Genomic DNA, 23,891 nt, shown 5'->3' on the forward strand with positions numbered 1-23,891 from the left:
AGATCGATCACCTGTCCCAGCTCGTGTGGCCATTCAAGAACGACGATAGCGGACCCGTGGCCTTCCACGCCGCCTTGGCACAGGTTGTGCTGGTCGACGGACAGCTGCGCGCGAAGGCCGGCCCGGATACCTGCGCCGCATATCCACCAGCTCTGGGAATGCAGGTTCTGTGCAGGATCGGTGACGGCCGGCAACAAGACTGGGCCGACCGACGGCTCGGATCTTCAGGAACGGAGCAGGACATGCCGACTTCGTCAGGCCGGCCTACCCGCTGGCGCAAGCTGGTAACGGTACTGGTGGCCATCAACGCGATCGCCGCGGCGGGCGTGGTCGCGGCCGCCTCGCCGGCTTCAGCGATCGAGGGACTGCGATTCATCCCCGCGTCCAGCAACAGCGACTCCAGCACGCTCAAGACCCTGCGCATCAACTGCCCCACGGGGGCCCGTGGCTTGGGCGGGGACATGTCGATAACCGGTAGCACACAAGTCCGCATCCACCGCATCAGGCCGTTCAACACCGGCGTCGAATTCGCCGCGACGGAACCGGAAGAAGGAGTTCCAGGCGACTGGTCGTTTACCGCGAAGGCGATCTGTGCGCCGGCCGCGTCCCTGCCGGGTTTGCAGATCATCACCGATGTCGTACGCGCCGATGTGCTTGCCCGCGGCGAGCCCGTTATCGTCAACGCGGTGGCGCGGTGCCCTGGCCGGACCGGCGCCATCGGCATGGGCGCCGAGGCGCGCGGGCTGGACACCGCCACGGACACCGACCCGACGTCGAAGATCCATCTTACGAAGATCGACACCCTCGGTCCGCCGGGAGAGGCCGGCGACTATGGCAGCGGCACGGCCGTCGGCGCTGGCTTCGAGGGCTTCGTCCAGGTGACCGCGACAGCGATCTGCGTCAGCTTCGATCAGGTACCAAGTCTTACCTGGAACCGCGACGAGACGGCCAGAAATAGCACCGGCGACAAGCAGATAAGCACCACCTGCCCGCAGGGCACCACGGTGCACGGCGGGGGCTTCGCCACCAACTGGACCACAGTCGAGCGAACCGGTGCGCACCTGGGCGCCACCCAGCTCAGAGTCGACACCGACGTCCTGGCCACCGTCCGGGAGAGCACCGCGGGAACCCCGAACGCCTGGAGTTTGTTCGCCGTCGCCATCTGCGCCTGACCCGGCCAAGCGACATCGCATGCGTCGACAGCGGCCGCGACCCCGGCGCCGTCCGGGTCCGGCTGACCGGTGGCAAGCGGACCGCGGCGTTCCTCCCCCGACGCGCGGTGGGAGGAACGCCGTCGGTGCGCGGGTTATCCGGAACAGTCGACCAGGTCGATGCCGGTGGTCGCGGCGCCCGATTGGGCGTGGACCGGGTTGGCGTTTCGTTCGTCGCGGTTTGCGTCGTACCAGCAGGTCAGTTCGCTCACGAAGTACTCGATCGTGACGTCCTGCGTGGCCAGGCCGCGCAGGACGTACCCGCCGGTCTGGAAGTCGGAGCTGCTCGTCGGTGATGCGGCGAGGTCGTCCGTTCGCACGTTGCGGGCGATGATGCCGTGGGCGAACGCCGTCTCGCCGGTCGACGTCAACGCGCGCCCGGTGATCGTGCCGCCCGGCACCATCGGGATGTCCGCTGTGGTGGTCTGGCCGGGCCGCACCGGGATGTACCTGGCGGCGAAGCGGTCGGACGCTCCGCCGGACCAGAGCCACGCGTACTGTGGCCGGAATACCGCGATGTGCAACACCGGCCACGCGTACGGCCCGAGCCCGTTGACGGTGTATGTGCCCGTCGAGTTGGAGCAGTGCGGCCCCACCTGCCGGTCGAGTGCGATCGTCGACGAGAGCGCGAAGGGGAACGCGCACACGCCTCCCAACGGAGCGCCCGTCACGCTGTCCCGGGCCACGCCGGTGATCGAGCCCGGCGGGTCGACGCGCAGCGCGGGAATCGTGATGGCCTTGTCGTTCTCGGCGGTGAAGAAAACGGCCTTGCGCTGGTCGCCGGTCCCTCCCCGGGCACCGACCCACTGAGCGCCGTACCGGTCCTGCGGATGCAGGGCGAAGAGTTGCGTCCGCACGGTGCCGTCGAGCGGACCGATGACGAGTCGACCATCTTCGGTGCTGCAACCCTTGCTGAACAACGCGGGGCTCAGGTTCGGCTCGCCGAACTGGACGCACACACCCGCGGCGGGCCTGCCGGTCGCGGACTCCTTGACGGTGGTGACGAACGCGGTCGCCCGCTCGACCTCGATGGTGATGCGCTGGGTCCGGCCCGGCTCGACGGTCAGCGCCGCGGTGGCTGGCCAGTGCGTGCCCTCGGGCTGCGCGCTGACCTCGTAGTCACCGGCCGGCACACCGCTGACGGTGAAGACGCCGTTGACGTTTTCGCACGACTCACCGCCGGGCCGATCGCTGACCCGAACGCAACCCCGCGTGATGCGCTTGCCGTTCTTCTCGTCGACCATGACGACCTCGACGGTGCTCAACGGCAGCATGGTGTCGTCGACCACCCGCACCTCGCCGGCGACGAGATCGAAGACCGTCGCGTCTTCGAACACCTTCGTGGCAAAGGCCCACTGGGAGCCCAGGTTGTTCGTGATGGTGAAGACCGTGTACTGCCCCGGCGCCAGGTCGACGATCGCGTAGGCGCCGTCGGCATCGGTGGTGGCGGACGTCTGGCTACCGTTCGCGACGCTGGTCGCCGTCACCGACGCGTTCTCGACGGGAGCGCCGTCGGATCGGACGATGCGGCCGGCGATGTCGGCGAAGCCGTCGAACAGGATGACGATGTTCGACGATCCGCTTTCGGTCACCTCCAACCGGGTCGCCCGCTCGAAGGTGCTGCTCCGGAAGAGCCACTGCTCCGGAAAGCCGGTCGCCCGCACGCGTACCTTGTACGTTCCGGGAGTGACGGGGATCGTGAACTGCCCGTTTTCGTCGAGGCAGTCCGTCGCCACCTCGACCGGCGTGTCCGCCTGAAACACCGTGACGCAGCCGTCGGTGACCGTGCCGCCGGTGGTGTTCGAAGAAACATGGCCTGTGATCACTGTCGGATCGTCGGCGTGCGCCGGCGCCTGTGCGAGCGCCGTCACGGTGACAGCTGTGGTGATTGTTGCCATGACACGCAAAACCGTACGAGTCATTGGCACTCCTTCCCCGTTTCAGGTGTGCGATGTCGCGGAGACCGGACACGACAAATCCGGTCGACGGGCTGCATGCTGTCAGATCTCCCGCCGAGTTGCTGTCGCGCAAACGACCACCCGACCCATCTGCCCCCGAACGCCCAAGATCAGGTCTTTGCTTCGACGCTGGCCACCCCACTAGGGACCTTTCAGGCTCAGGGGTCCGCGAGCTGTCCACAATGCACGGTCAAATCCGAGGCAGAATTTTTCCCAGGTCCGTGTCAGCGGTAGACCGTATGCTCCCGCGGGCACCGCTCCCGGCCGGCGGCTCGCGGGGCGAGCCGAAATCCCCGGCCGTCCACTGCCAGCTGCGCGGGGCAAGCCCCTACCTACGACATCCGGACGCGGCGTCATCGGCGTCGGGGTCGGACGTGGTTCACGCCCGCTGTGGCGGTTACTGGCGGTGGTGGCGCCTCTGTCGGGTCTGGTGCCGGTCGCTTCGGCAATGGACATTGTGGACAAAGGAGCCGTGTGTCCCTGGCGGTGAGCGTGACCGGCGGCGGAAGGGTGGGTCCGCGGCGGCAGCGGCATGGGCCGCGACGGCATCGAGCTTTCGAGACCGCGGCGTCCCTTTCCTCTAGTCGGCGGCGATAGCGTTGAGCGGCTTTCGTTGCCGCCATTAGCCATCGAGACGGCGTCCGCGGCGCGAGCTTCGAGATCTAGAACGTTTAGGGCGCTATATCAGCCCTAACCGTTCTAGATCCGGAAGCGCCTTTTCAGGCCGGTGACGCCGTGTAACCAAGCGGCGGACCGACCCCTGCGGGCACCCCGTCCGGCAAGGTCCGGCCCCCGGTGGGCTTGCGGCACGGGCCTGGCAGCGCGGGTCGGGGATCTCGGCGAGCGCCAGCTCGCCGCCGACCCGCGCGTACTCCGGCGGGAGCGGCGGTCCGCGGCTGACACGGACCCGGGCAAACTCAAGCTTGAGGCACACCACCGCGGCGCCACCCTGATCCCGAAAGATCTCTAGTCGACACGGCCCAGTTGCCGGAGAGCTTCAGACAGATAGTGGAGGGCAAGCATGAAGTCCTCGGCGTCGGCTTGGGTGTCCAGGGCGACAGCCTGCCGAAACCGGCTGACGGCTTCTTCGGCTGTCGCGATCGTCTCGATGTGACGGTGATGCGCCGTGTGAAGGGAGGTCAGGTCGGTCGGGGCCAATGCCTGCGCCGCCGTGGGATCGATGCTCGGGTCGAGGCGGGCGAGCCGGCGAGCTACCGTGATCGCCTCTTCTGCCGTGTCGGCGGCTTCGGCGTGACGTTGGGTTTGGGCGAAGCAGATCCCGAGATAGCAGAGCGCGGCGGCCAGGTCGGCGCCGAAGGCGGCGGGGTCTATTTCGGCCAGGTCCCGATAGATGGCCGCTGTTTCCGCCGCCACCGCGATCCCCTCGTCACCGCGGCCGAGACGCATGAGGGCTCGGGCCTGGTTGCCGAGCGATATGGCGAGGTCGGCGTAGTGTATCGCCGGTCCACTGCGTACCAGCCCGCGGCGGATCGACACCGCCTCTTCAATCGCCTTGAGGGCATCCTTGTCACGTCCGGCTTGAGACAGGCTGTTGCCGAGGGTGACCAACGCCGAGCCGAGCTCCGGCAAGCCCCACGTCGGACCCATGACGTTCATGCGGCGGAGGAGACGGACGGCTTCTTTGGCAGCGGTCAGGCTCGCGTCGACCTGCCCGGCCGCCAGTAAGCACAGGCTGAGGTTGTTCAGCACCAACGCGAGGGGCGGGGGAGGATCGGCGGGTTGGGGAGTGAACGATGACTTTCCCCTGCGGATCTTGCTGCGGCGTCGCTCGTTGTACCTCGTGAAAATCGATGGTCGGCGCTCGTTGGCGGCGAGAGTCCGGCACAGGTCTACGGCCTCCTGAGCGTTGGCAATCGCCTCGTCGTGCCGCCCGGCCTGGGAAAGCCGGTAGCTGGCGACGGTTAACGCCCCGGCGAGATCGTACGGGTCGATCTCGCGGTTGGTGGCCGTCTCCCGGAGCAGGGCCAGCGACTTCTCCGTCGCGGCGAGGGCTTCTGCCCGGCGGCCGGCGTGCTCCAACCGGTCGGCGTAGCCGCGATAGATGTCAGCGCGGGCCCGGCCATCGGACGTGGTGGCAAGCCGGTGCGCCGTCAACCTGTCCGCGATGGCCGCGGCGCCGCCGTCCATGTCGATGACCTGGACTTGGGGCATGTGCCTGTCGAAGGACTCGAAGACGTCCATGTCGATGTCGTCTATGCGAGCCAACGCGTGCATCGCCGCTCCGCCGGCCGCGACCAGCAGCCTCGGGCGCTGGCGCAGCAATGGATAGAGGTGGTCGGTGCCGACGTGCGGCCAGCGCGCGGCGGCGGCGGCGAGGAAGTTGATGGCCCGCGGGATCCAGAGATCGGTTTCGTCGGGAAAACACTCGGCGGCTGACAAGTTGGGGATCAAGCTGTTTTCGCCCTGCAACAGCGTGGGCACCGCCGACGATGCCCACGGCTGTTGCGGGTAGTCGGCATGGTGACCCGGCAGGGTCAGTGCGAGGAAGTCTTCGGCGAGCCGATCCGGATAGAGAGGCTCCAGCGCGGCGTTGGCGTCCGCCGGTGGGTAGCACAGGGCGTGGTCGGTGAGTATGACTTCGGGCGGTATCGCCGGGCTGAGCCGGTTTAGGGCGACCGCCGCAGCGTCTTGCGTCTGCATGCCGGTGAGAGCTGCCACGAAGACGGCCTGGTTCATCACCTCAGGTGGCGTAGCCAGGCGCTCGCCCGCTCCGCCGAGCTCGTGCGTGCCGTCGCCCGCCAACAGCGCCCAATGCAACTGCTCGCGGTCGAGCAGGTACACGGTCGCCCCGGCCATGTCGGCCGGCGGTCTGCGGCCCTCGACGTGTGCGTCGACCGCGACGAGCGCGGCTATGTGCAACGCGAGGGTGAGGCCCATGTCTGGGTCGTCGAGCGACCCTGGTGGGCCGATGCCTTGGGGGTCGGCCACGTCGTAGCGGGCGGCGAAGGCGTCGCGGGCCCTCGCGAACATGGATCGGCGGTCGTCGCCCTCGGCGCCGAGCGACCGCAGTAGCTGGCTCGAGGTGTCGGCCTGGTGGTTGGCCAGTGTGGAGCGCACTCTTGGCCAGACGCTGTCGCTGCGGGCAAGCAGCAGGATCCTCGTCGGCAACTCGTGGTGGAGGAGCTTGTTGCTCATCAACCAGGTGAGATGCGACAGCGGCCAGCGGTCCGCGTAGTCGACGATCAGCAGCACGCCGGCGTGGCCGTCGAGCCTGAGATCCTGCTGCGGGGGCACTCCCGCCAGCACCGTGCCAGGGCCATGTGTGGCAACCACGACCTTCCACCCGGCCGCGATGCGATCCTCGGCGAACGCCGCCGCGAGTCGGGTCTTGCCCTGGCCTCCCGGGCCGTGCAGCCAGCGCGCCGCCAACCTGTGGTCTTGCACCGCCCACCGCTTGAGGTCGTCGAGCTCCGCCGAGCGGCCGGTGAACTCGACGACCTCGTGACGGGCGTTGAGCATCCGGCTGGGCAACTGGCGAAGCCACCGCGCGTCGGTTGCCGGCGCGGACCGGTAGAGGGTGAGTAGATACACCGGCAGGCCGTCACCGAAGACGTGGATATCCGCGTCGCCGACGATGCCGTACGCGTTACCGGCGACCGCGGAGACGTTTTGTTCGATGTACCCCGGTTGGCGCTCGCCGCCGGAAGGGTCGCCGACCACGGACTCAGGCCGGTGGGCGAGCGGGCGGGTCGCCAGCGTGGGCGCCGTGATGGATGATGCTGCCGCTGCCGATGATGCCGGCCGCCATCGATCCGGGCCCGACCGCGATGTTGTTTTGGACAACGGTGTCGGCCCATTGCCGCTGCTCGGCTGGAAGCGCCCGCTGGATCTCGTCGACGAGCGCGTTGAGCTCCACAGCCGCGTTCGCGTCGTCGGCCAGCAGCCGCTCGATCTTGCGCCGCCACACCGGCACCAACTCGGCGCGGACTTGCGCGACCTCGCCCGCTCCCGCGCCGCTCACCAAATCCGCTTCGTCATCGAGCTGCGCTTCGACCGCCTCCGTCTTCGGCGGGCTGCCCCGTCCGAGTAGGCGGGCCACCCCCGCACGGGCGGCCTCCCAGGCGGTGGTGGCCATCGCGGCAACGACCGTCGTCGCCGCGGTCGACGCCAATGCGGTCAATTCGACCATTGTCGCTCCACTGAGGTCGTTGGTGGGTCGCTGTGCCTAGTCTCGCATCGAGGGTGCGTGGAGCGCGGGTCTTGATCACGACAGTTGACCCGAATCGTCATTGATCAACGTGACCGGTGGCGGCGTTTCGCTACTATCACCAAACACCGCATTGGAAAGCGCTCCGCATCCGGAGGGCACTAGCTCGGAGACGTTCGGTGACAGATCAGCGCCTCGCGGTAATTATCGGTGTGGACGGCCCCGGTAGTGCGGGCGATGCGGACAATAACGGCAAGTCGGCTGCCCTGCCCAGACTGCATCACGCCGAGGACGACGCCAAGGCCATCTACAAAACCCTCTGCGATCCGCGCACGGGCACCTTCGATCCGCGCGATGTCCGACTATTCGTCGGACCGGACACGACCGCGGAGCGGATCAAGCGCGCCCTGATGGAGATCATGAGCGAGTCGAGCACATCCGATGTGCTCGTCTTCTACTTCGCTGGTCATTCGTTGACGCCCGCGTGGAGCCGGGCTACCGACACCTACCTGGTGACGCCGGAGCTCAATCAGTCGGCCCTCGCGCGCGATCCTGACGCGGGGCTCCGGATGACCTTTCTGAAGCGCGACATCCTCGAGGCCTTTCCCGGAAACGCACTGCTGATCCTCGATTGCTGCCGCGCCGGGACGCTGTTCAGCGCGCCCGGCCGCGACGTCGACATGATCAGCGTGGGTGGCCGGGAGAGGGCACGCTACACCGCTTTGATGGCCAGCGCCGCCGATGAGTTCGCCCGCGAGGATCCGTCGCTGGGCCACGGTGTTCTGACGTATCACGCGCTTCAGGCCTTGCGTGGCGAGGCGGCCGACGCTAACGGCCATGTCACGTTCCAGAGCCTCGGCACCTATGTCACGAGCCAGGAAATCAGCCCGGACACGGGCTTCTTCACCCAGACATGGGGACGCGGCACGGTCTTGACCCGACCGGATCCGTCGAAGACGGGCCGCCATGTCGCACCGCCGCCTGCGGACTACATCACGACAACACCGCTGACGAACCCGCTCGACGGATTCGTTCCCGCTTTTCGCCGACTGATCGACCGGCTTTCGTACGGCGCCCGTGATTCGCGTCCGCGCGTCGAGTACCTGAAATCAGCGCTGGACGCCGATTCCGTGGCGGTTGTCGAATACTCGGCATCAGGATTCAAGGCAATCGACGCAACACTTGGGTTCGACGTGGAGTACGTCCAGGATCTGCTCCGGGCTGGAAACGCGCTGGACCCGCTCTGGACCGGGCATCACGCCGAAGACGAGCGGCGGTCCCTGCTGACGGTTCCGCTGAAACGCAACGGGGACACCATCCTCCTCCTCGCGGTGATGAACCCGTCGACAGAGCTTGTGAAAATGGGTGAGCCGCTCGCAAAGGTCCTCCAGAGCGTCTGGCGTACGGACATGGCGGCATCTCCCGACGAGGCGGAGATCCACGTGCTGACCGATCTCCGCAAGGCGTTCGGTCGCCTGCCCGGACCCCTCTACGAGCGATACCGCCAACTCCATAGGAAGGCGCTTGAATCTCTGACCATCGTCTTCCAGCCGATCATCACGCTCGAGAAGATCGCCCGACATGTCGGCGTGCACAGCTACGAAGCCCTCGCCCGTCGCTCGCCGACCGATCTGAGTGCGCCGGTCGCTCTGTTGCAGACGGCGCGTGCCTGGGGCGACCGCATGGTCGTCGAGCGAGACCAGATCATCGTGGCGAAGACGCTCTCCGCCTACGCCGACGCCCACGCACACCGCGACTGTCCCTGGGACATACCGAAGCCGGTATCGGTGAACGTCGCCGTCCGCTCCCTGCTCAGCGACTCGTACGTGGAGTCCCTCAAGCACGCGCTCGAGGCGGCCGAGCTAAACCCGGAGGGCGTCACGCTGGAGATCTCGGAGCAGGATCCGATCAAGCCGCGTACGGACGAGCAGTGGCCGGACGAGCCACACGCCTACTTCCACAAACGGTTGGTGCGGATCGGCCGCGACCTGAAGATCTCTTTCGCCGTCGACGACTTCGGCTCGGACAACGCGTCGCTCTCCCGGATGGCCGAGCTGCCACTGACGCAGATCAAGGTCGATCGTGCGGTCCTGCACCATCCCACCGCGCTCACGGAGCTCCAGTTCGTCGAGCGGATCGCGCGGCACTCGCGCGACCGAGGCGAAGCGAACGCCTCACGAGTGGTCATCGTCGAAGGCGTCGACAACGAGTCCCCGGTCACGCTCCGGCAGATTTACGACGTCCCTATCCGGCACGTGCAGGGCTACATAACGCAGGAACCCGCGGCGCCGACGCTGCGGCAGTTGAGGGACGACGTCCGTGAGGACATCGCCGCCCGAGTCCGAGGTGATGATGAGAAGCGTCAGACTGGCTTTGCCCGAGGAGATAGTGCGGGACGCCGGCATCCCGTACGAAGGTCTGCGTGACGTCCAAGGAGTCGTCCTGGCCATCGAGGAGGGCGTCAACGTCACCGCGAGCATCGTCACGCTTGTCGCGCTGAAGCAGTATGCGCCGCAGCTCGCCGCCGCGATCCGCCGCTGGCGGCTGAAACAAGCCCCCTCGTCGCGAACCCTCACGGTCAAGGGCGACGGGATCGATCTCACGATCGATCTGCCGCCCAATATCAGTACGCAGGAGCTCCTCCGGCGGCTCGCCCCGCTGCTCGACGAGGAAACGAACTGATACGGCGTAGGCCGCGGCCGGGCGAGTGCCCGACGCGTCAATTGCCTCACCCCAGGCCGGGTGAGGCAATTGATCAATCGATCCGGTTCGGAATCAGCACGGGCGAAGGTCTCGGATCTCGTTTCGCGCGGTGGACTCGCCGGCGATGACGGTTTTCGTCGGGTACTTTTGGGGCCCGCGAACCGTTACCGCCTGTCCTGGCCACCCGTACCACCTCCAGCCGCCATCTCTGGTGCTGAAGTAGTAGGGATCGGCGCAGTATCCAGCGCCGATGTAGAAGCCGCCGGCACCCTGCCAGTCGAGCACGGGACCGTCGGTCCGCTGGCCGGCGGGCAGGATGGCGTCGTAGTTGGCAGTGGTGGGCCAGGAGTAGATTACTCCGATCCCGATACGGTTTTCGGGCTTGTTGTAGATGTAGCTCATCGACGCCGGCAAAGCGATCGCCGGTGTGCCCATCGACACGACGGCGACTACTGGCAAGGCAAGCAGCAGCAACCTTTTCAGATACGTCATATTTCGCCTCTCCGATCAGCGCGATGCGGCGCATCGATCTAGGAAACGATCGTACGATCGAACAACTTCAAAGCTGTTTCACCGCCGCTTCGGGTGCGACGTCGAATCGGAGGGATGCGGTGGTGTCCTGGCCGCCCGCCGGCGGCCAGGACTCGACGGGTCGCTACTGGCGGCGGCTCGCGGGGTCGACGCGCGCCCACCGCAGCAGGTCGGTCATCGTGAACCTGCCCGCCGTACTACTCGGCAGCGACGGGCGGAACCCGGTGTTGAGGTACGAGAACTCGTCGCGGGCGAGCAGGCCCAGGATGGTCTCGGCGACGATGCGGCCGCCGACCGGTCCCAGCCGCACCCCGTTGTGCACCACGGCGGCTTCGCGCAGCACGTAGTACCAGAGGGGCGTGCTGGACTCCAGGCCGAGGCCGAACGCACGGAGTTCCGGGAAGTTGCTGGACGCGAGCACCGGCGAGCCGGTCGCCGCCGCGATGCGTTGGCCGGACGGCAGCGACCACGTGAGGTGGCGCAGCAGGTTGCGCTGGGGGAGCGCGGTCGGCGGGTCGCCGCTGGCGATGGCCTGGAGCGGCAGGTCGAACAGCGGCGTGGAGATGTTGGTGTCGATGCGCTTGTTCGGCCGTACGTGCTGGGTCTGGTCGCCGCCGAAGTCGAAGAACGTCTGCCAGCCGACGAACCGCCGGCGGGCCCGCGCCCGGCCGCGCAGGTCGACAGGGTCAGGCTGCCCAGCCCCGGCCCGGTCGAAGATGAACCCGAAGAACGGTGCCGGCGCGCCGGTGGCGTCCCGGTCTCCGGCCAGGTTGGCGCGGTACGACGGCCGCACCAGGCTGTGCCCGAAGCGGTACACGCCGGTCTGGAACTCCACCGGGATGGTGGGATTCCCGAAGCGGTACCAGCGCAGGCCGTTGCGGAAGATGTCGTCGACCAGCGGCTGGCCGACGATCTGCGGCAGGAACTCGTGCACGACGATCCACTGCCAATGGTGGATCATCGTCCGGCGGGCGTAGAACCACACGTCGCCCGGCAGGTTGTTGGCGCGCCGGAAGTCCACGGTGCGGTTGTGCGCCAGCAGGAAGGCGGCGTGCAGGCCGCTGATGATGAGGTTCTCGTCGTTGCGGGGGTCTCCGATGATCGCCGTGCGGTCACTCATGCGGGGCAGGTCCTCGAAGAGGCCACCGCTCTCCACCCGAAACTTCGCGGCGTCGGACGAGCTGTAGAGCTGGGGGCTGGCCGTGGGCCCGCCGCCGTACACGGAGTCGAGGTCGATCCGCGCGTCGCGGGTGTTGCGCGTCTGGGTCGGCTCGGTCGCCACCCCCAGCCGCGAGACCGTGTCGAACGTGACGTCGTGGTCGAGGAACTGGCCGACGAACGTCGTGCCGGCGGTCATGTCGCGCAGGTCCTGGTCGCGGTTGTCGGGGCTGAGCTCGGGGTTGGTGATCAGCCGGATCGGTCCTTCGTGCAGCGGGTCCTTGGCGTCCATCAGGCCGCCGGCCCGGCCCAGCTCCAGCATCGCCTCACGGACGGCCGCCGAGCCGGGGTTGGCGAACGCCGGAAGCTGGAACATCCGGCTGAAGCGGGGGTCGGGCGCCGCCAGCACCGCCGGGCCTTCGACGGTCTCGGCGAGCGGCTCGAGGCCAGGGCTTGTGTCGACGCCGGCCAGCGCCTCGGCTCGGGTCAGCGCGAGGGTTCCGGCGGTGCCGGCGACGGTGGCGCCGAGCCCGCGCAGCAGGCGGCGGCGGCCGATCGTCTGTTGGTCGGATCTTGGCATGGGTGTCTACCTCCCGGTCCGGCGCCCAGGCACCGGCTCCCGGTCGGAGAGCGCGCATACGCTGGGCGCTGCCGGGCAGTGTTCACCCCCGCCGACCCGGCCGACAGGTCCCTAAGGGAATCCCCGCCGGACGCCACGCGGTCAGCGCTCACGACGCGCCGCCGGGCAGCATGACCACCTTGCCCGCGGCCAGGTTGTCCTCCATGTACCGATGTGCGGCGGCGATGCCGTCCAGGCCGAAGACCCGGTCGATATTCGGCCGGTATACGCCGGCCTCGACGTTGCGGACGACCCGCTCCAGCGTGGCCGTGCCCGCGCCGCCCTTGACGTCGTCGCTGTGGAAGGCCGTGAGCCGGGTACCGGAGGGAATCATCGCGATCGGCTCGAAGTCCCGGATCAGCCATCCGCTGAGGGAACCGGCCACGCAGACGGTCCCGCCCCGCCGGACCAGGCGCAGCGAACTGACGGCTGTGCTCGCCCCGACGAGGTCCAGGACGTGGCTCGGGCCCTCCGACCACGGTGTGTGCAACGGGCCGCCCTCGTCGAGGAGCACGTGGTCGACGCCGGCCGCGGTCAGCCCGCCGGCCTTCTCCAGCCGGCGGGTCGTGGCCGCGACCTCGACGCCGTGGCCGTGCGCGATCGACGCGGCGGCCATGCCCACCGACGACGTACCGCCACGGATCAGCAACCGCCCGCCCGGCCGGAGGTCCAGCGCGTCGAGGGCGCCCTGCGCGGTCAGGTAGGTCTCCGGCAGCGCGGCCAGCACCTCCCAGGGCAGCGTGGTGGTCACCGGCATCAGCAGCGGGTTCGGCAGCAGCACGTATTCGGCGTAACCACCGTCGAACGCCCGGCCCATCTCTCCCATCACCGCCGCGACGGTCGTGCCCTCCGGCAGCGAAGGATCGGTCGAGGTCGCCACGACACCCACGCATTCGATCCCGAGCACACGCGGGAACCGCACGCTCGGCGAATGCCCTTGACGGGTACGCAGCTCCGAACGGTTGAGGCCGGCGCCCATCACCCGGACCAGGCTCCAGCCCTGCCGCACCCCCGGCACCGGCAGCTCACGAACCTCCAGGACATCGGGGCCGCCCGGCCGCACGCACACGGCCGCTCGCATCGTCGTATCCATGCGTCGAACTGTCGTCAGGCACCGGCGCGGCGGCCCACCGTTAGAATGCCAACTTATGCCGGTAGCCCGCCAATCCCGGATATGGCCCTCCGGTGGCGTGCACCTGTGGCCGTCGGGCGGGACCAGCCGGGCACACTCCCATCCACGCGGGCATCTGGTGTACGCGGCCGGCGGCGTGCTGTCCATCCACACCGAACGCGGCACCTGGATCGTTCCGGCCAACCGGATCGCGTGGATCCCGGCACAGTCCGTCCACCACCACCGCGCGCACGGCGAGACGGACATGCGGATCGTCTTCCTGCCGCCTTCGCTGGCTCGGCTCGCGCCCGCCCACCCCGCAGTGCTCCTCGCCTCCGGCCTCGCCCGCGAGGTCCTGCTCACCCTCACCGGCACCCGGCGGCTCGACCGCGGCGCCCGCGCCCGCCTGCACCGGGTCCTGGTCGACGAGCTCCGCGAGGCGCATGAACAGCCCACCCACCTGCCCGAGCCGCGCGATGACCGGTTGCGGGCCGTAGCTCGCATCCTGGACGACAACCCCGCGGACAACAGCCCGCTGGCCGTGCTCGGTCAGCGGGTCGGAGCCGGCGCCCGCACCCTCAGCCGCCTCTTCCACGACGAGCTCGGCATGACGTTCTACGAATGGCGCACCCAGCTGCGCATCGGCCACGCGCTCGTCCTGCTCGCCGAGGGCCACGACACGACGCGCGTCGCCCACGCCTGCGGCTGGGCGAACCCGAGCAGCTTCATCGCCGCCTTCACCGCGATCGTCGGCACCACCCCCGGCCGCCACCGCACTAGCCGGGTGGAACGGGATTGAGGGCGCCCGCGATCGCGGCGGCAGCGGCTCGCAGTCGGTCCGCCCCGACGTTGCCGTAGCCGATCACCAGGCCCGGATAGGGCGCGGTGGTCATGGCGTACGCCGACAGGGGTGCGAGCCGGATCCCCTTGCCCGCCAACCGCTTGGCCAACTCGCGGTCGTTCACGCCGTCCGGCAGGCGCAGCACGACGTGCAGCCCGGCCGCGATGCCGACCGGTTGCCAGTCCGGGAGTCGGGTCGCGAGCTCCGCCAGCAAGGCGTCCCGGCGCTGCCGGTAGAGGCGGCGGGTCTTGCGCAGATGCCGGTCGTAGCCGCCGGATCGCAGTAGCTCGGCGAACCCGGCCTGCTCGAGAACGCCGCTGCCCCGGTCGTAAAGCCGTTTGCTTTCGACGATCTGGGCTCTGCGCGGTCCGGCCAGCGCGAGCCAGCCCAGCCGCAGCGCCGGGGCGAGGGTCTTGCTCGCGGTGCCGAGGTAGGCGACGTGTTCGGGGGAAAGTGCTTGCAGCGCACCGAAAGCGGGGCGGTCGTAGCGGTGCTCGGCGTCGTAGTCGTCCTCGACGATCAGGCCGTCGACCGCCTGTGCCCACCGCACGAGGGCTCGGCGGCGTTGCGGGCTGAGCACCACACCCAACGGGTACTGGTGGGCGGAGGTCACGACGACCGCGCGGCAGTCGGTGCGCTCCAGGTCTGCCACCCGCAGGCCCTCGTCGTCGACCCGGACCGGCACCGGGCGCAGACCGTGCTCGATGATCAGCTCAAGCTGGCCCGGGTAGCTCGGATCCTCGACGGCGACTTCGGTGTGGCCCGAGTCCCGCAACGAGCGGACCAGAAGCACCAACGCCTCCGCCGAACCATGCGTGATCACGAGGTCGTCCGGCTGGGCGGCCATCGCTCTGACGCGGGCCAGGTAGCCGGCCAGCTCGTCGCGCAACGCCGGGAGCCCTGCCGCTTCCGGGTAACCAAGCTCGTGATCGGACAAGCTCTCCAGCCCGATCCGGCAGGCGGAAATCCACGCGGTCCTCGGAAAGGCGCCGAGCGCGGGCATCCCGCTGCGTAGGTCGTAGTGCCAACGAACCGGCGGCGCGGGTGCCGCCACGGCGGACGAGGAGGTGACCGAGGCGAGCGCGACACGGGTGCCCGAGCCGCGCCGGGCCGCCAGATAGCCCTCGGCGGCGAGCTGGTCGTAGGCGGCGGTCACGGTACCCCTGGCCACGCCGAGCTGCACGGCAAGGTCTCGGGTGGAGGGAAGCCTGATCCCGGCGGGCAGGTGGCCGGAGCGGATCGCCTCCCGCAGGGCGCGCTCGAGCCCGCGCGGTCCCACCGCGGTCGGCAGCAGCAGCTCGCGGAAAGTGGACCAATTTTCCTCCATCGAAGTGGAGCTTATTTTCGGGCCACTAGAACCACAAGGTCGTCCCATGGACGTCATCACGCGCTGGCTCCGGGAGACCACGGGCGGCTTGCCGAAGGTCTTCTGGTACCTGTGGAGCATCACCCTGATCGGCAACATCGCCTCGTTCGTGCTGATCTTCTTGACCTTCTACCTGCAAAGCGCGCGAGGCTTCACGGCCGCGCAGGTCGGCGTGGTGCTGGCGGTAACCGGGGTGGGCAGCGTCATCGGCAGCACACTCGGCGGTGTGCTGGCCGACCGGTGGAGCCGGCGCCGCACCGCGATCACGGGCTACCTCGTCGTCATGGTCTCGCTGCTCGGCACGGGTATGACGGACGACCTTTCGGTGATCATCGCGATGATGCTGGCCAACGGGATAGGCATCGCGTTCGCCGGCACGGCGAGCAGCGCGCTGGTCACGGACGTGGTCGCGGAAGCGGACCGGACCAGGGCGTTCAGCATCAACTACTGGTCGATCAACATCGGCACGGCGGTCGCGGCACTGCTCGCGCCGGTGGCGATGCGGGCGGACTTCTTCCTGCTCTTCGCGGTCGACGCGGCCGGTGTCGCGATACTGGCGATGATCATGTTCGCCCTGATACCGGAGACGCGGCCGACCGCGGACGGATCGGAGCCGACGTCCTCGATCACTCCGGGTTCGCTGCGCAACGTGCTGAGCGACCGGGTCTTCCTCACCTTCGTGGTGCTGTTCTTCGTGTTCCAACTGATCTTCAAGCAGAACAACGCCGGACTGCCGTTGGCCGTACAGCGCGACGGGCTGGACGCGACCGCCTACGGCTGGATCTACGTCGTCAACACCCTGCTGATCGTGGTCGGGCAGCTCTTCGTGCCCCGGCTGATCCGCGACCGGGCGCACTCGAAGGTCCTGGCCCTCGGCGTGTTCCTCGTCGGAGTCGGCTTCGGGCTGACCGCACTGGCCGATGTCGCCTGGTTCTACGCGGTGACCGTCGCGGTCTGGACGCTCGGCGAGATGGCCTACTTCTCCGTGCTCGACGCGAGCGTCGCCGGCCTCGCACCAAGCCACCTGCGGGGCCGGTACTTCGGGGTCTTCTCGTCGGCGAGCCAGCTCTCCAGGTTCGCCGCGCCACTGTTCGCCGGATACCTGCTGCACAGCCACGGGGAGTTGCTCTGGATCGCCTGTCTCGTCATGGGTGTCGGCGCCGCGGCCGCCTACCTACTGACCGCGCGACTCCGTGAGCACCGGATAGCGCGGCTCCGAGCCCCCGCACCCATCCCCGCGGTCGTCAGCTGACGTCGTACAGCAGGTGCGTGACGCGGTCGCCTTGGGCCACCCGGGTCGGGTTGTCCAAGGTGATCACGTCGCCGGAGCCCATCGCGCCGAAGAACGGGCGGCCCGATCCGAACACGACGGGAACGACGTTCATCACGATCTGGTCGACGAGCCCGAGGCGCAGCGCCTGACCCCCGATCTGCCCGGCGGCGACGTCGACGATCCGGTCGTCGCCCGCGAGCGCCCGCGCCTGCTCGATCGCCGACGCGACCCCGTCGGTGACGAAGGTAAACGGGGCGGTCCCCGCGTGCTTCCAGTCCGTCGGCGGCTTGTGCGTCACGACGAAGACATGCTCGCCGGCGGCCGGCACCCCACCCCAGCCGTCCGTGAGGTCGAAGGTCCGCCGGCCCATCACGACACAGCCGATGCGCGGGTACGTGGCCCTGATGAAGTCGATGGAGGGGCGCGTGCTGCGCATCGGGTGCTCCTCCGGCGCGCCGCTCCAGGTCCACTCGACGTCGCCGTTTCCCGCCCAGTCGAAGAGCGGGCCGACGTCGTCGCTTTCGTTGGCGATGAAACCGTCGATCGAGACGGCGGCGCAGCCCATGATGACCTTGCTCACTGGATCTCCTCGCGTCGTGGTGTGCCGATTCTGGTGCGGATGCCGGCGCGGGCGCTTGTAAGAAATCAATCGGCGGGCAACGGCCCGACGTCGAGGGCGTTGCCGGGGTGCTCGGCGAGGAAGCGCCGCCGCAGCGCCAGGTACGCCGTCGGCGTGCATCCGGTGAAGGCCTGGAACTCCTTGACGAAGTGCGACTGGTCGAAGTAGCCCGCGCGGAACGCGAGGTCGCCCCAGTCGACCCTCGCGGCGGCGTCGACGCTGAGCACGGCCTTCGCGAACCGGTAGGTGCGCGCGAGTCGCTTCGGCGTGATGCCGACGATCTGCTTGAACCGGTGGGCGAGGTGCGTGGTGCTCACACCGGCGTCCTCGCACAGGTCACCGATCGACACCGCACCGGACGCGCCGGCGATCCTCCGGCTCGCGTGCCGTACCAGCCCCAGGCCGGGCACCTCCGCGACCCGCCGCCGCAGCTCGTCTTCGAGCAGCGCGAGCATCTCGCCGGGGGTGGATGCCGCGTCGAGCCGGTCGCGCAGCTCGTCGCCGTAGCGGCCCCACACCTGCTCGACGGTCAGCGGCAGGTCGCAGGCCTCCGAGCCGGGTATCCCGACGAACGGCGCCCAACCCCACGGCTTGAAGTGCACGCCGACCGACCGGGTGAACGCCGGGTACGCGAAGTCGAGGTAGCGGGTAGCCGTGGTCAGCAGGCATCCGTCGGCGAACACTCCCGAGTCGCCGATCAGGAAGCGGTCGCCGAGATTGAGGATCAGCACCGCGGACGGCATGGGCGGCAGCTTGAAGCGCGGGTACGGCGGGGCGCCCTCGAGGTAGTACAGATCGTCGACCAGCCGGTCCAGCGGCGGCCGTGGCACCCGGGACACGTACCTCACAGTGGAACAGTAACCCCGCCCTACAGGATCGCGCCGTCGTCGCGGAGGCGGCCCTGGAGGGTCTTCACGTCGACCTCGCGCGCGGCCTTGCCTTCCGCGGCGCCGAGCGCGGCGAGCGTCCCCGCGGCCTGGCCCATCGCCATGCACTGGGCGATGGAGCGCGCGCTGGCATGCGCCTCGTGGCTGGCCGACAGGCACCGTCCGGCGACGACGACGTTGGGCAGCCCGACCGGGAGCAGGCAGCGCAACGGGATGTCGTACGTGCCGTCGTCGGGGATGTACCGCCAGAGGGTGTCGGTGCCGCCGCTGTGGTCCTCGATCGGGGCGCCGCACCGGGCGATGGCGTCCGGAAACCGCCGCGCGCCGAGCACGTCCTCGGCGGTGAGCCGGTAGTCGCCGTGGATCCGGCGGGCCTCCCGCACGCCGATGTGCGCCGACAGCCCGACCAGCGCCGCCTTCTCGTAGCCCGGCACGAGGTCGCGCAGGAAGCGGACGTACTCGCCGACCTGCCGCCGTCCGGCGATCTCGGCGCGGCTGAGCTGGTGGACGTCGGTCGGGTCGACGCCCTCGACCCGGGTCATGTTCGCCAGCGAAACGCCTTCGACCGGGGTGCGGTGGATGCTGCCTTCCTGGCGCGGCAGGTCGTAGTCGCCGCCGCGGGCGGCCCGCGCCATGAGCGCGAACAGCTCCTCCTTCGGGAACGAGCGGGCGCGTTCGGTGTCGACGCCCGCGACCCGAAACGTGGTGGTGAGCGCCTGTACCGGTGCGTCCGGCCGCGCCGAGTCGAACCCGGCCCCGGCGCGCGCGCAGATGTCCGCGTCGCCGGTGGTGTCCACGACGGTGTGCGCGGCGACCCGCAGCAGGCCGTTTCTGGTGGCGAGCAGGACGTCGGTGACGGCGCCGGTCTCCGGGTCGGTCGCCGTGTCGAGCGCGGTGGCGTGGAACAGCACGTCCGCGCCGCTGCCGGTGACGAGCTCGTCCCACAGCATGGTGAGGACCTCCGGCGAGTACGTGACACCGCCGCCCGCCCCGTACGTGTTGGGCCGGATGAACGCCGCGTCCCGCGCGGTGAGGTGGCCCACGACCTCCTGGGCGATGCCGCCGACGACGTGCAGGTTGGGCCCCGGCGTGTAGAAGCCGTAGAACGTGTCCAGCACGCTCGTGCCGATGCCGCCGAGGGTGCCGTGGCGCTCGACGAGCAGCACGCGGGCGCCGGTCCGGGCCGCGGCGATCGCGGCCACGCAACCCGCCGATCCGCCGCCGGCGACCAGAACGTCCACAGTGGGCAGTGTCCGGATCTCGTCGAGTACTGGGAACGCGGGTGCTGGCATCAGGAGGCGTCCTTCGTGGCGAGAAACCGGGCGGGGTTGGTGCGAGTGATCCGGTCGACCGGCTCGTCGCCGACGCGCCGCCTGAGCCGGGGCAGGAAGTCGCGGCCGAGCACGTCCATGCCCGGCCCGCCGCCGTACGACCGCAGCATCGTGCGGCGGCCGACGTCGGTGCCGAGCAGCAGCCGGTCGGCGTGGCCGCCGTCCAGCACCCGTTCGATCAGGGCGACGAGGTCGGAGTCGGGCCGGTACTTGACGCGGCCGACCGTGTCGTAGAGCAGGTACGCGCCGCGTCCGGCGAGTTCGCCGTGCAGTTCCGGATCGGGGTTGCGGTCCATGTGCGCGAGGGCCACCCGGTCGGCGGTCAGGCCGCCGGCCTCGGCGAGGTCGAGTATCTCGGCCGCCAGCGTGCCGATCTCGCAGTGCGCCGCGAGGCCGACACCGGTGAGCCGGGCCGCCTCGATGCCCACCTCGATCCGGAGCCGCTCGCCGGCGGTCATCCGCTGATAGGAGGCGCCGACCTTCACCACGCCGGCGCGCACCGCGGTCGGCCGCGGTGCCGGCCCGCGCCAGTCCCGATCGTCGATGCCGGTACGCAGGTCGGTCAGCACGACGTCCAGCAGGACGCCGGCGTCCTCGCGGTGCACCCAGTGGTCGGCGGCGTAGTGCGCGTCGCGGTGATACCCGGTGGCGAGCACGACGTGTACGCCCGAGCGCTCCGATATCTCGGCCAGTGCGGCGGGCCGGCGCCCGAGCCCGACGGTGGTCAGGTCGACCACGGTGTCGATGCCGCCGCGGGCGACGAGATCCAGCTCGGCGCGCATCCGGTCCGGGTCGTCGAAGTGCTCCCCGGCCAGGAACGGGCTGGACAGGAACACGTGCTCGTGCGCGTCGACGGCGCCGAGGCGGCCGGCGTCGACCTGTCCGCGAACCGTCTGGACGAAGGGCATGGCGGCACTCCTAACGCAGGTTCCAGCCGCCGTCGGCGGGCACGACCGCACCGGTGATGGTGCGGGCGGCGTCCGACAGCAGCCAGAGGATCGTCGCGGCGACCTCCGCGGGCTCCAGGGCCCGCCGGCTCAAGGGGTGGAGCGCGGCCATCGAGCGGGCGATGTCCGGGTCGCCCAGCGCGCGGGCGGCCATCGGGGTGTCGACAAGCCCCGGCGCGACGATGTTGACGCGAATGCCCGAGGGCGCCGCGGCGTACGCCGCCGACCGGACCAGCGGCACCAGCGCTCCCTTCGCGCTCGCGTAGGCGACCGTGAGGAAGTCGTCGGCGAGCGTCGTGGCGAGCGCCGAGCCCACCACGACGACCGCGCCGCCGCGGGGCAGCGCCGGGATGCCGGCCCGCAGCAGGCGGAAGACGGACTCGTGGTTGACCCGGTGCACCTCGGCCCAGGCCTGATCGGTGCACCCGGTGACCGGACCGTCCCCAATGGACCGGCCGCTCATCCCGATGGCGTGCACGATGCCGTCGAGGCCGCCGAGGCGCTCGGTCGCCTGCCGCACCGCGAGCTCGGCGCCGCCCGGCTCGGTGATGTCGACCGTGTCCCGGTCGACGCCGTGGGTGGCGTGGCCGCCGGCTTCCAGCGCCGCCATGACCGCGGCGCCGATGCCGCCCCGGGCGCCGGCGACGAGGACGCGCGACGGCATCAGCGCAGCTCCTTCTTGCGCAGCGCGGCGGCGGCCCGCGCCGCATGGTCGAGGTACGCGTCCTCGAAGAGCGCGGCCGACCGTTCCGCGCCGACGAGCTGCCCGCTGGTGAGCACGGAGGGCATGCGTCCGGCCGCCACGAGCAGCTCGGCCGTACGGACCTTGATTTCGTTGACGATGGCGACGGCGGCGAGGGTGCTTCCCGGGCCGACCGGGGTGTCCAGCCCGGGGATCGAGCAGAGCGCGTCGCCCACCGGTGTGCACAGGTCGATGACCACGTCGGCGTGGTCGCGGAGCTTGGTGCCGGAGGAGTGGCGGGCGGCGCCGGCGTCGGTCGCGGCCAGCGAGGTGACCGCGATGACCGGCAGCCCGGCCTTCCGCGCGCCCATGGCCATCTCGATCGGCACCGCGTTCAGTCCGGTCGCGCTGAAAATGATCATGCTGTCCCGCGGGCGCAGCTCGAAGTTCGCGAGGATGGCGTCCGCGAGGCCTTCGACCCGCTCGATGAACATCGCCTGGCGCTGGCCGTTCGCGCCGACGACCTGGGTGTGGAAGGTCATCGACAGCTCGGCCAGCGGGCTGAACCCCGGGTAGGAGCCGTAGCGGGGAAACAGCTCCTCGATCGGGATGCGGGAATGCCCCGTGCCGAAGGCGTGTACCAACCCGCCGGCGCCGATCGACCGGGCCGCGATCTGGCTCGCCCGCTCGATCGGGTCATGCTGGGTCCGGTCGAGCTCGTCGAGAACGCGGCGAGCCTGCTCAGTCCATCTCACGGGTGCTCCAAGCGTTGGTGGGTTTCGCGCGCGCCGATCGCGGCGCCGATCGCGGCGGAATGGTCGGTGAAGTGCGCGAGCCGGACCGTCGACGGCCCGATCAGCGGGGCCACCCGGGCGAGGTGCCGCCCCACGACCTCCACCAGGCCCGGGTACTGCCGGGCGAGCCCACCGCCGAGGACGACGTCGGAGATCCCGAGCAGGGCGCACGCGTTGGTGACGCCGTACGCGATCGCGGTGCGGGCCCGGTCGACGATCTCCGCCGCCGCCATGTCGCCGCGCGCGGCCGCGGCGAAGACGTCCGCCGGCGTGGGCCCGATCCCGGCGGCTCGTGCGGCCGCGACAAGCCCCGCGCCACCGGCGATGGCGTCGACGCAGCCGAGGTTGCCGCACCCGCACGGCGGCCCGCCGGGCTGGACGCTGACGTGCCCGACCTCGCCGACCCGGCCCGCCGCGCCGCCGAGCAGCTCGCGCCGCAGGACGACGGCACCGCCGACGCCGGTGCCGACCACGAGGAAGAGCGCGTCGGTGAGCGCGGTCGCGGCGCCGAGGTGCAGCTCGGCGAGGGCGTACGCGCGGGCGTCGTTGAGCAGCGCCAGGTGCCGTCCGGTGTCGCGGGCCAGGGCGTCGCGCAGGGGAAAGTCGCGCCACTGACCGGGCAGGTTCGGCACGATGCCGGTCCGCCCGGTGGCCTCGTCTACGTGCCCGGGGACCGTGATGCCGACGCCCCGCGCGTCGCCGGCCCGCTCGGCGATCAGCGCGGCGACCCGCGCCACGACGGCCCGCTCGCCGTCCTGAGGGGTCGGCGTGGCACCGGAGTCGGCCAGCGTTTCGCCGTCCAGGACCGCCCACTTGATGTTCGTCCCGCCGACATCGACGCCGAGCCAGCTATCTAGCCCTCTAGACATACGGTAGCGTGACCTCGACGGCGGTTTCGGAGAGAAGGGAACAACGGCTGTGGTTCGCGCCGGCACCCCGCGCTACATGGTGATCGAGGAGCATCTCCGCAAGCTCATCGGCGCCGGTCAGCCCGGTGACCCACTGCCCAGCGACAGCGAGCTGTGCGAGCGGTTCAGCGTCAGCCGGATGACTGCCCGGCAGGCCGTCATGCGCCTTGTCAACGAGGGCGCGATCTATCGCGTGCCGGGCAGCGGCAGCTTCATCGCCGACCGCCACATCCACCGCGGCATGAACAGGCTGCTGTCCTTCACCGAAGACATGCGGGCGCGCGGCCGCGTGGTCAGCTCGCGGGTGCTGAGCGCCGGGCTGCGTGAGGGCGCGCCGGACGAGCTGCGCGCGCTGCACCTCGCGCCGGGCGACCGCGTGGTCGCCGTCACCCGGGTGCGCCTGGCCGACGGCGTCCCGCTGGCCCTGGAGCGGGCCGTGCTGCCGCCCAGCATGGCACCGATCCTGGAGGCCGACCTGGCGACCACGTCCCTGCACGAGCTGTCGCGCGAGCTCGGCAGGGAGCCGACGAAGGCGCTCGGCTCGCTGACGGCGGTCACCGCGTCGCCGCTGGACGCCGAGCTGCTGGAGGTCAAGGTGGGCGGCGGGTTGCTGGTCGAGCGCCGCACGATCCTCGACCAGCAGGGCGCCCCGATGGAGTACACCGAGACGTCGTACGTGGGCGACCGGTACCTCTTCGACGTCGTGCTCGAACGCGGCTGACACGGACTTCACCTCGACCCCGTCAAGCTATCTAGACAGCTTGAATCTAAGTGATGCCGTTTC

The 23,891-nt window shown here is 69.9% G+C and carries 20 protein-coding genes; 6 read left to right on the forward strand and 14 right to left on the reverse strand.

Annotated elements, in window-relative coordinates; all coding sequences use genetic code 11:
* The first annotated feature begins 56 nt into the window (after positions 1-56).
* Positions 57-1,172, forward strand: a complete 1,116-nt coding sequence (locus AC5L36_RS22870) for a hypothetical protein (RefSeq protein ID WP_441219316.1) — start codon at positions 57-59, stop codon at positions 1,170-1,172.
* A 134-nt stretch (positions 1,173-1,306) separates the two neighbouring features.
* Here the strand turns inward: AC5L36_RS22870 and AC5L36_RS22875 are convergent, their stop codons facing one another.
* From AC5L36_RS22875 to AC5L36_RS22885, 3 genes are all read right to left on the reverse strand, one after another.
* Positions 1,307-3,109 (reverse strand): carboxypeptidase regulatory-like domain-containing protein, encoded by a 1,803-nt coding sequence (locus tag AC5L36_RS22875; RefSeq protein WP_494908850.1) that lies wholly within the window; start codon positions 3,107-3,109, stop codon positions 1,307-1,309.
* A 1,026-nt stretch (positions 3,110-4,135) separates the two neighbouring features.
* Positions 4,136-6,850: a hypothetical protein gene (locus AC5L36_RS22880; RefSeq protein ID WP_441219320.1), complete on the reverse strand. Its 2,715-nt coding sequence runs from the start codon at positions 6,848-6,850 to the stop codon at positions 4,136-4,138.
* Between the two features lie 4 nt (positions 6,851-6,854).
* Positions 6,855-7,319 carry a hypothetical protein gene (locus AC5L36_RS22885; RefSeq protein ID WP_441219321.1) on the reverse strand — a complete coding sequence of 155 codons (465 nt, stop codon included), beginning with the start codon at positions 7,317-7,319 and terminating at the stop codon, positions 6,855-6,857.
* Between the two features lie 197 nt (positions 7,320-7,516).
* Here AC5L36_RS22885 and AC5L36_RS22890 point away from each other — a divergent pair, with 197 nt between their 5' ends.
* Both AC5L36_RS22890 and AC5L36_RS22895 read left to right on the forward strand, forming a co-directional pair.
* Positions 7,517-9,763, forward strand: a complete 2,247-nt coding sequence (locus AC5L36_RS22890) for an EAL domain-containing protein (protein WP_441219323.1) — start codon at positions 7,517-7,519, stop codon at positions 9,761-9,763.
* Positions 9,726-10,019 carry a hypothetical protein gene (locus tag AC5L36_RS22895; RefSeq protein ID WP_441219325.1) on the forward strand — a complete coding sequence of 98 codons (294 nt, stop codon included), beginning with the start codon at positions 9,726-9,728 and terminating at the stop codon, positions 10,017-10,019. Before AC5L36_RS22890 ends, AC5L36_RS22895 begins: the two co-directional genes overlap by 38 nt.
* Before the next feature lie 93 nt (positions 10,020-10,112).
* On the opposite strand, the gene AC5L36_RS22900 is transcribed toward AC5L36_RS22895, so the two are convergent.
* The 3 genes from AC5L36_RS22900 to AC5L36_RS22910 form a co-directional block, all read right to left on the reverse strand.
* Entirely contained in the window at positions 10,113-10,532 is a 420-nt protein-coding gene (locus AC5L36_RS22900; protein ID WP_441219327.1) for a hypothetical protein, read from the reverse strand.
* Between the two features lie 163 nt (positions 10,533-10,695).
* Positions 10,696-12,309: a peroxidase family protein gene (locus AC5L36_RS22905; RefSeq protein WP_441219329.1), complete on the reverse strand. Its 1,614-nt coding sequence runs from the start codon at positions 12,307-12,309 to the stop codon at positions 10,696-10,698.
* 148 nt (positions 12,310-12,457) lie between these two features.
* Positions 12,458-13,441: a zinc-binding dehydrogenase gene (locus tag AC5L36_RS22910; RefSeq protein WP_441219331.1), complete on the reverse strand. Its 984-nt coding sequence runs from the start codon at positions 13,439-13,441 to the stop codon at positions 12,458-12,460.
* Positions 13,442-13,496: 55 nt separating this feature from the next.
* Between AC5L36_RS22910 and AC5L36_RS22915 the strand changes: the two genes are divergently transcribed.
* Positions 13,497-14,258 carry an AraC family transcriptional regulator gene (locus tag AC5L36_RS22915; protein ID WP_441219332.1) on the forward strand — a complete coding sequence of 254 codons (762 nt, stop codon included), beginning with the start codon at positions 13,497-13,499 and terminating at the stop codon, positions 14,256-14,258.
* Here AC5L36_RS22915 and pdxR read toward each other — a convergent pair.
* Positions 14,236-15,627, reverse strand: a complete 1,392-nt coding sequence (gene pdxR, locus AC5L36_RS22920) for a MocR-like pyridoxine biosynthesis transcription factor PdxR (protein WP_441219334.1) — start codon at positions 15,625-15,627, stop codon at positions 14,236-14,238. The two genes, AC5L36_RS22915 and pdxR, sit on opposite strands and share 23 nt — an antisense overlap.
* Before the next feature lie 46 nt (positions 15,628-15,673).
* Here pdxR and AC5L36_RS22925 point away from each other — a divergent pair, with 46 nt between their 5' ends.
* A complete protein-coding gene (locus tag AC5L36_RS22925) occupies positions 15,674-16,918 on the forward strand; it encodes an MDR family MFS transporter (RefSeq protein WP_441219336.1) in 1,245 nt (414 codons plus the stop codon).
* On the opposite strand, the gene AC5L36_RS22930 is transcribed toward AC5L36_RS22925, so the two are convergent.
* The 7 genes from AC5L36_RS22930 to AC5L36_RS22960 form a co-directional block, all read right to left on the reverse strand.
* Positions 16,911-17,519 carry a dihydrofolate reductase family protein gene (locus tag AC5L36_RS22930; protein ID WP_441219338.1) on the reverse strand — a complete coding sequence of 203 codons (609 nt, stop codon included), beginning with the start codon at positions 17,517-17,519 and terminating at the stop codon, positions 16,911-16,913. The genes AC5L36_RS22925 and AC5L36_RS22930 overlap by 8 nt on opposite strands.
* A 65-nt stretch (positions 17,520-17,584) precedes the next feature.
* Positions 17,585-18,406 (reverse strand): helix-turn-helix domain-containing protein, encoded by an 822-nt coding sequence (locus tag AC5L36_RS22935; protein ID WP_441219340.1) that lies wholly within the window; start codon positions 18,404-18,406, stop codon positions 17,585-17,587.
* 20 nt (positions 18,407-18,426) lie between these two features.
* The gene (locus AC5L36_RS22940) at positions 18,427-19,737 is read right to left on the reverse strand and encodes an FAD-dependent oxidoreductase (protein ID WP_441219342.1); all 1,311 of its coding nucleotides are present in this window, start codon (positions 19,735-19,737) and stop codon (positions 18,427-18,429) included.
* Positions 19,737-20,684 (reverse strand): phosphotriesterase family protein, encoded by a 948-nt coding sequence (locus AC5L36_RS22945; RefSeq protein ID WP_441219344.1) that lies wholly within the window; start codon positions 20,682-20,684, stop codon positions 19,737-19,739. Before AC5L36_RS22945 ends, AC5L36_RS22940 begins: the two co-directional genes overlap by 1 nt.
* Positions 20,685-20,694: 10 nt before the next feature.
* Entirely contained in the window at positions 20,695-21,387 is a 693-nt protein-coding gene (locus AC5L36_RS22950) for an SDR family oxidoreductase (protein ID WP_441219346.1), read from the reverse strand.
* Positions 21,387-22,160: a sugar isomerase domain-containing protein gene (locus AC5L36_RS22955; protein ID WP_441219348.1), complete on the reverse strand. Its 774-nt coding sequence runs from the start codon at positions 22,158-22,160 to the stop codon at positions 21,387-21,389. Before AC5L36_RS22955 ends, AC5L36_RS22950 begins: the two co-directional genes overlap by 1 nt.
* Positions 22,157-23,068 (reverse strand): ROK family protein, encoded by a 912-nt coding sequence (locus tag AC5L36_RS22960; RefSeq protein ID WP_441219350.1) that lies wholly within the window; start codon positions 23,066-23,068, stop codon positions 22,157-22,159. The genes AC5L36_RS22955 and AC5L36_RS22960 overlap by 4 nt, the downstream gene beginning before the upstream one ends.
* Positions 23,069-23,117: 49 nt before the next feature.
* On the opposite strand from AC5L36_RS22960, the gene AC5L36_RS22965 reads away from it, so the two are divergent.
* The gene (locus AC5L36_RS22965) at positions 23,118-23,828 is read left to right on the forward strand and encodes a GntR family transcriptional regulator (RefSeq protein ID WP_441219352.1); all 711 of its coding nucleotides are present in this window, start codon (positions 23,118-23,120) and stop codon (positions 23,826-23,828) included.
* Positions 23,829-23,891 lie beyond the last annotated feature (63 nt).

This window comes from Phytohabitans sp. LZ39 (assembly GCF_059359075.1).

Excerpts from the sequence above, each read along its gene's own strand:
- AC5L36_RS22900 (WP_441219327.1), bottom strand. The coding sequence starts at position 10,532 with ATGACGTATCTGAAAAGGTTGCTGCTGCTTGCCTTGCCAGTAGTCGCC.
- AC5L36_RS22885 (WP_441219321.1), bottom strand. The coding sequence starts at position 7,319 with ATGGTCGAATTGACCGCATTGGCGTCGACCGCGGCGACGACGGTCGTT.
- pdxR (WP_441219334.1), bottom strand. The coding sequence starts at position 15,627 with ATGGAGGAAAATTGGTCCACTTTCCGCGAGCTGCTGCTGCCGACCGCG.
- AC5L36_RS22875 (WP_494908850.1), bottom strand. The coding sequence starts at position 3,109 with ATGGCAACAATCACCACAGCTGTCACCGTGACGGCGCTCGCACAGGCG.
- AC5L36_RS22910 (WP_441219331.1), bottom strand. The coding sequence starts at position 13,441 with ATGGATACGACGATGCGAGCGGCCGTGTGCGTGCGGCCGGGCGGCCCC.
- AC5L36_RS22925 (WP_441219336.1), top strand. The coding sequence starts at position 15,674 with ATGGACGTCATCACGCGCTGGCTCCGGGAGACCACGGGCGGCTTGCCG.
- AC5L36_RS22905 (WP_441219329.1), bottom strand. The coding sequence starts at position 12,309 with ATGCCAAGATCCGACCAACAGACGATCGGCCGCCGCCGCCTGCTGCGC.
- AC5L36_RS22940 (WP_441219342.1), bottom strand. The coding sequence starts at position 19,737 with ATGCCAGCACCCGCGTTCCCAGTACTCGACGAGATCCGGACACTGCCC.
- AC5L36_RS22945 (WP_441219344.1), bottom strand. The coding sequence starts at position 20,684 with ATGCCCTTCGTCCAGACGGTTCGCGGACAGGTCGACGCCGGCCGCCTC.
- AC5L36_RS22915 (WP_441219332.1), top strand. The coding sequence starts at position 13,497 with ATGCCGGTAGCCCGCCAATCCCGGATATGGCCCTCCGGTGGCGTGCAC.
- AC5L36_RS22950 (WP_441219346.1), bottom strand. The coding sequence starts at position 21,387 with ATGCCGTCGCGCGTCCTCGTCGCCGGCGCCCGGGGCGGCATCGGCGCC.
- AC5L36_RS22960 (WP_441219350.1), bottom strand. The coding sequence starts at position 23,068 with ATGTCTAGAGGGCTAGATAGCTGGCTCGGCGTCGATGTCGGCGGGACG.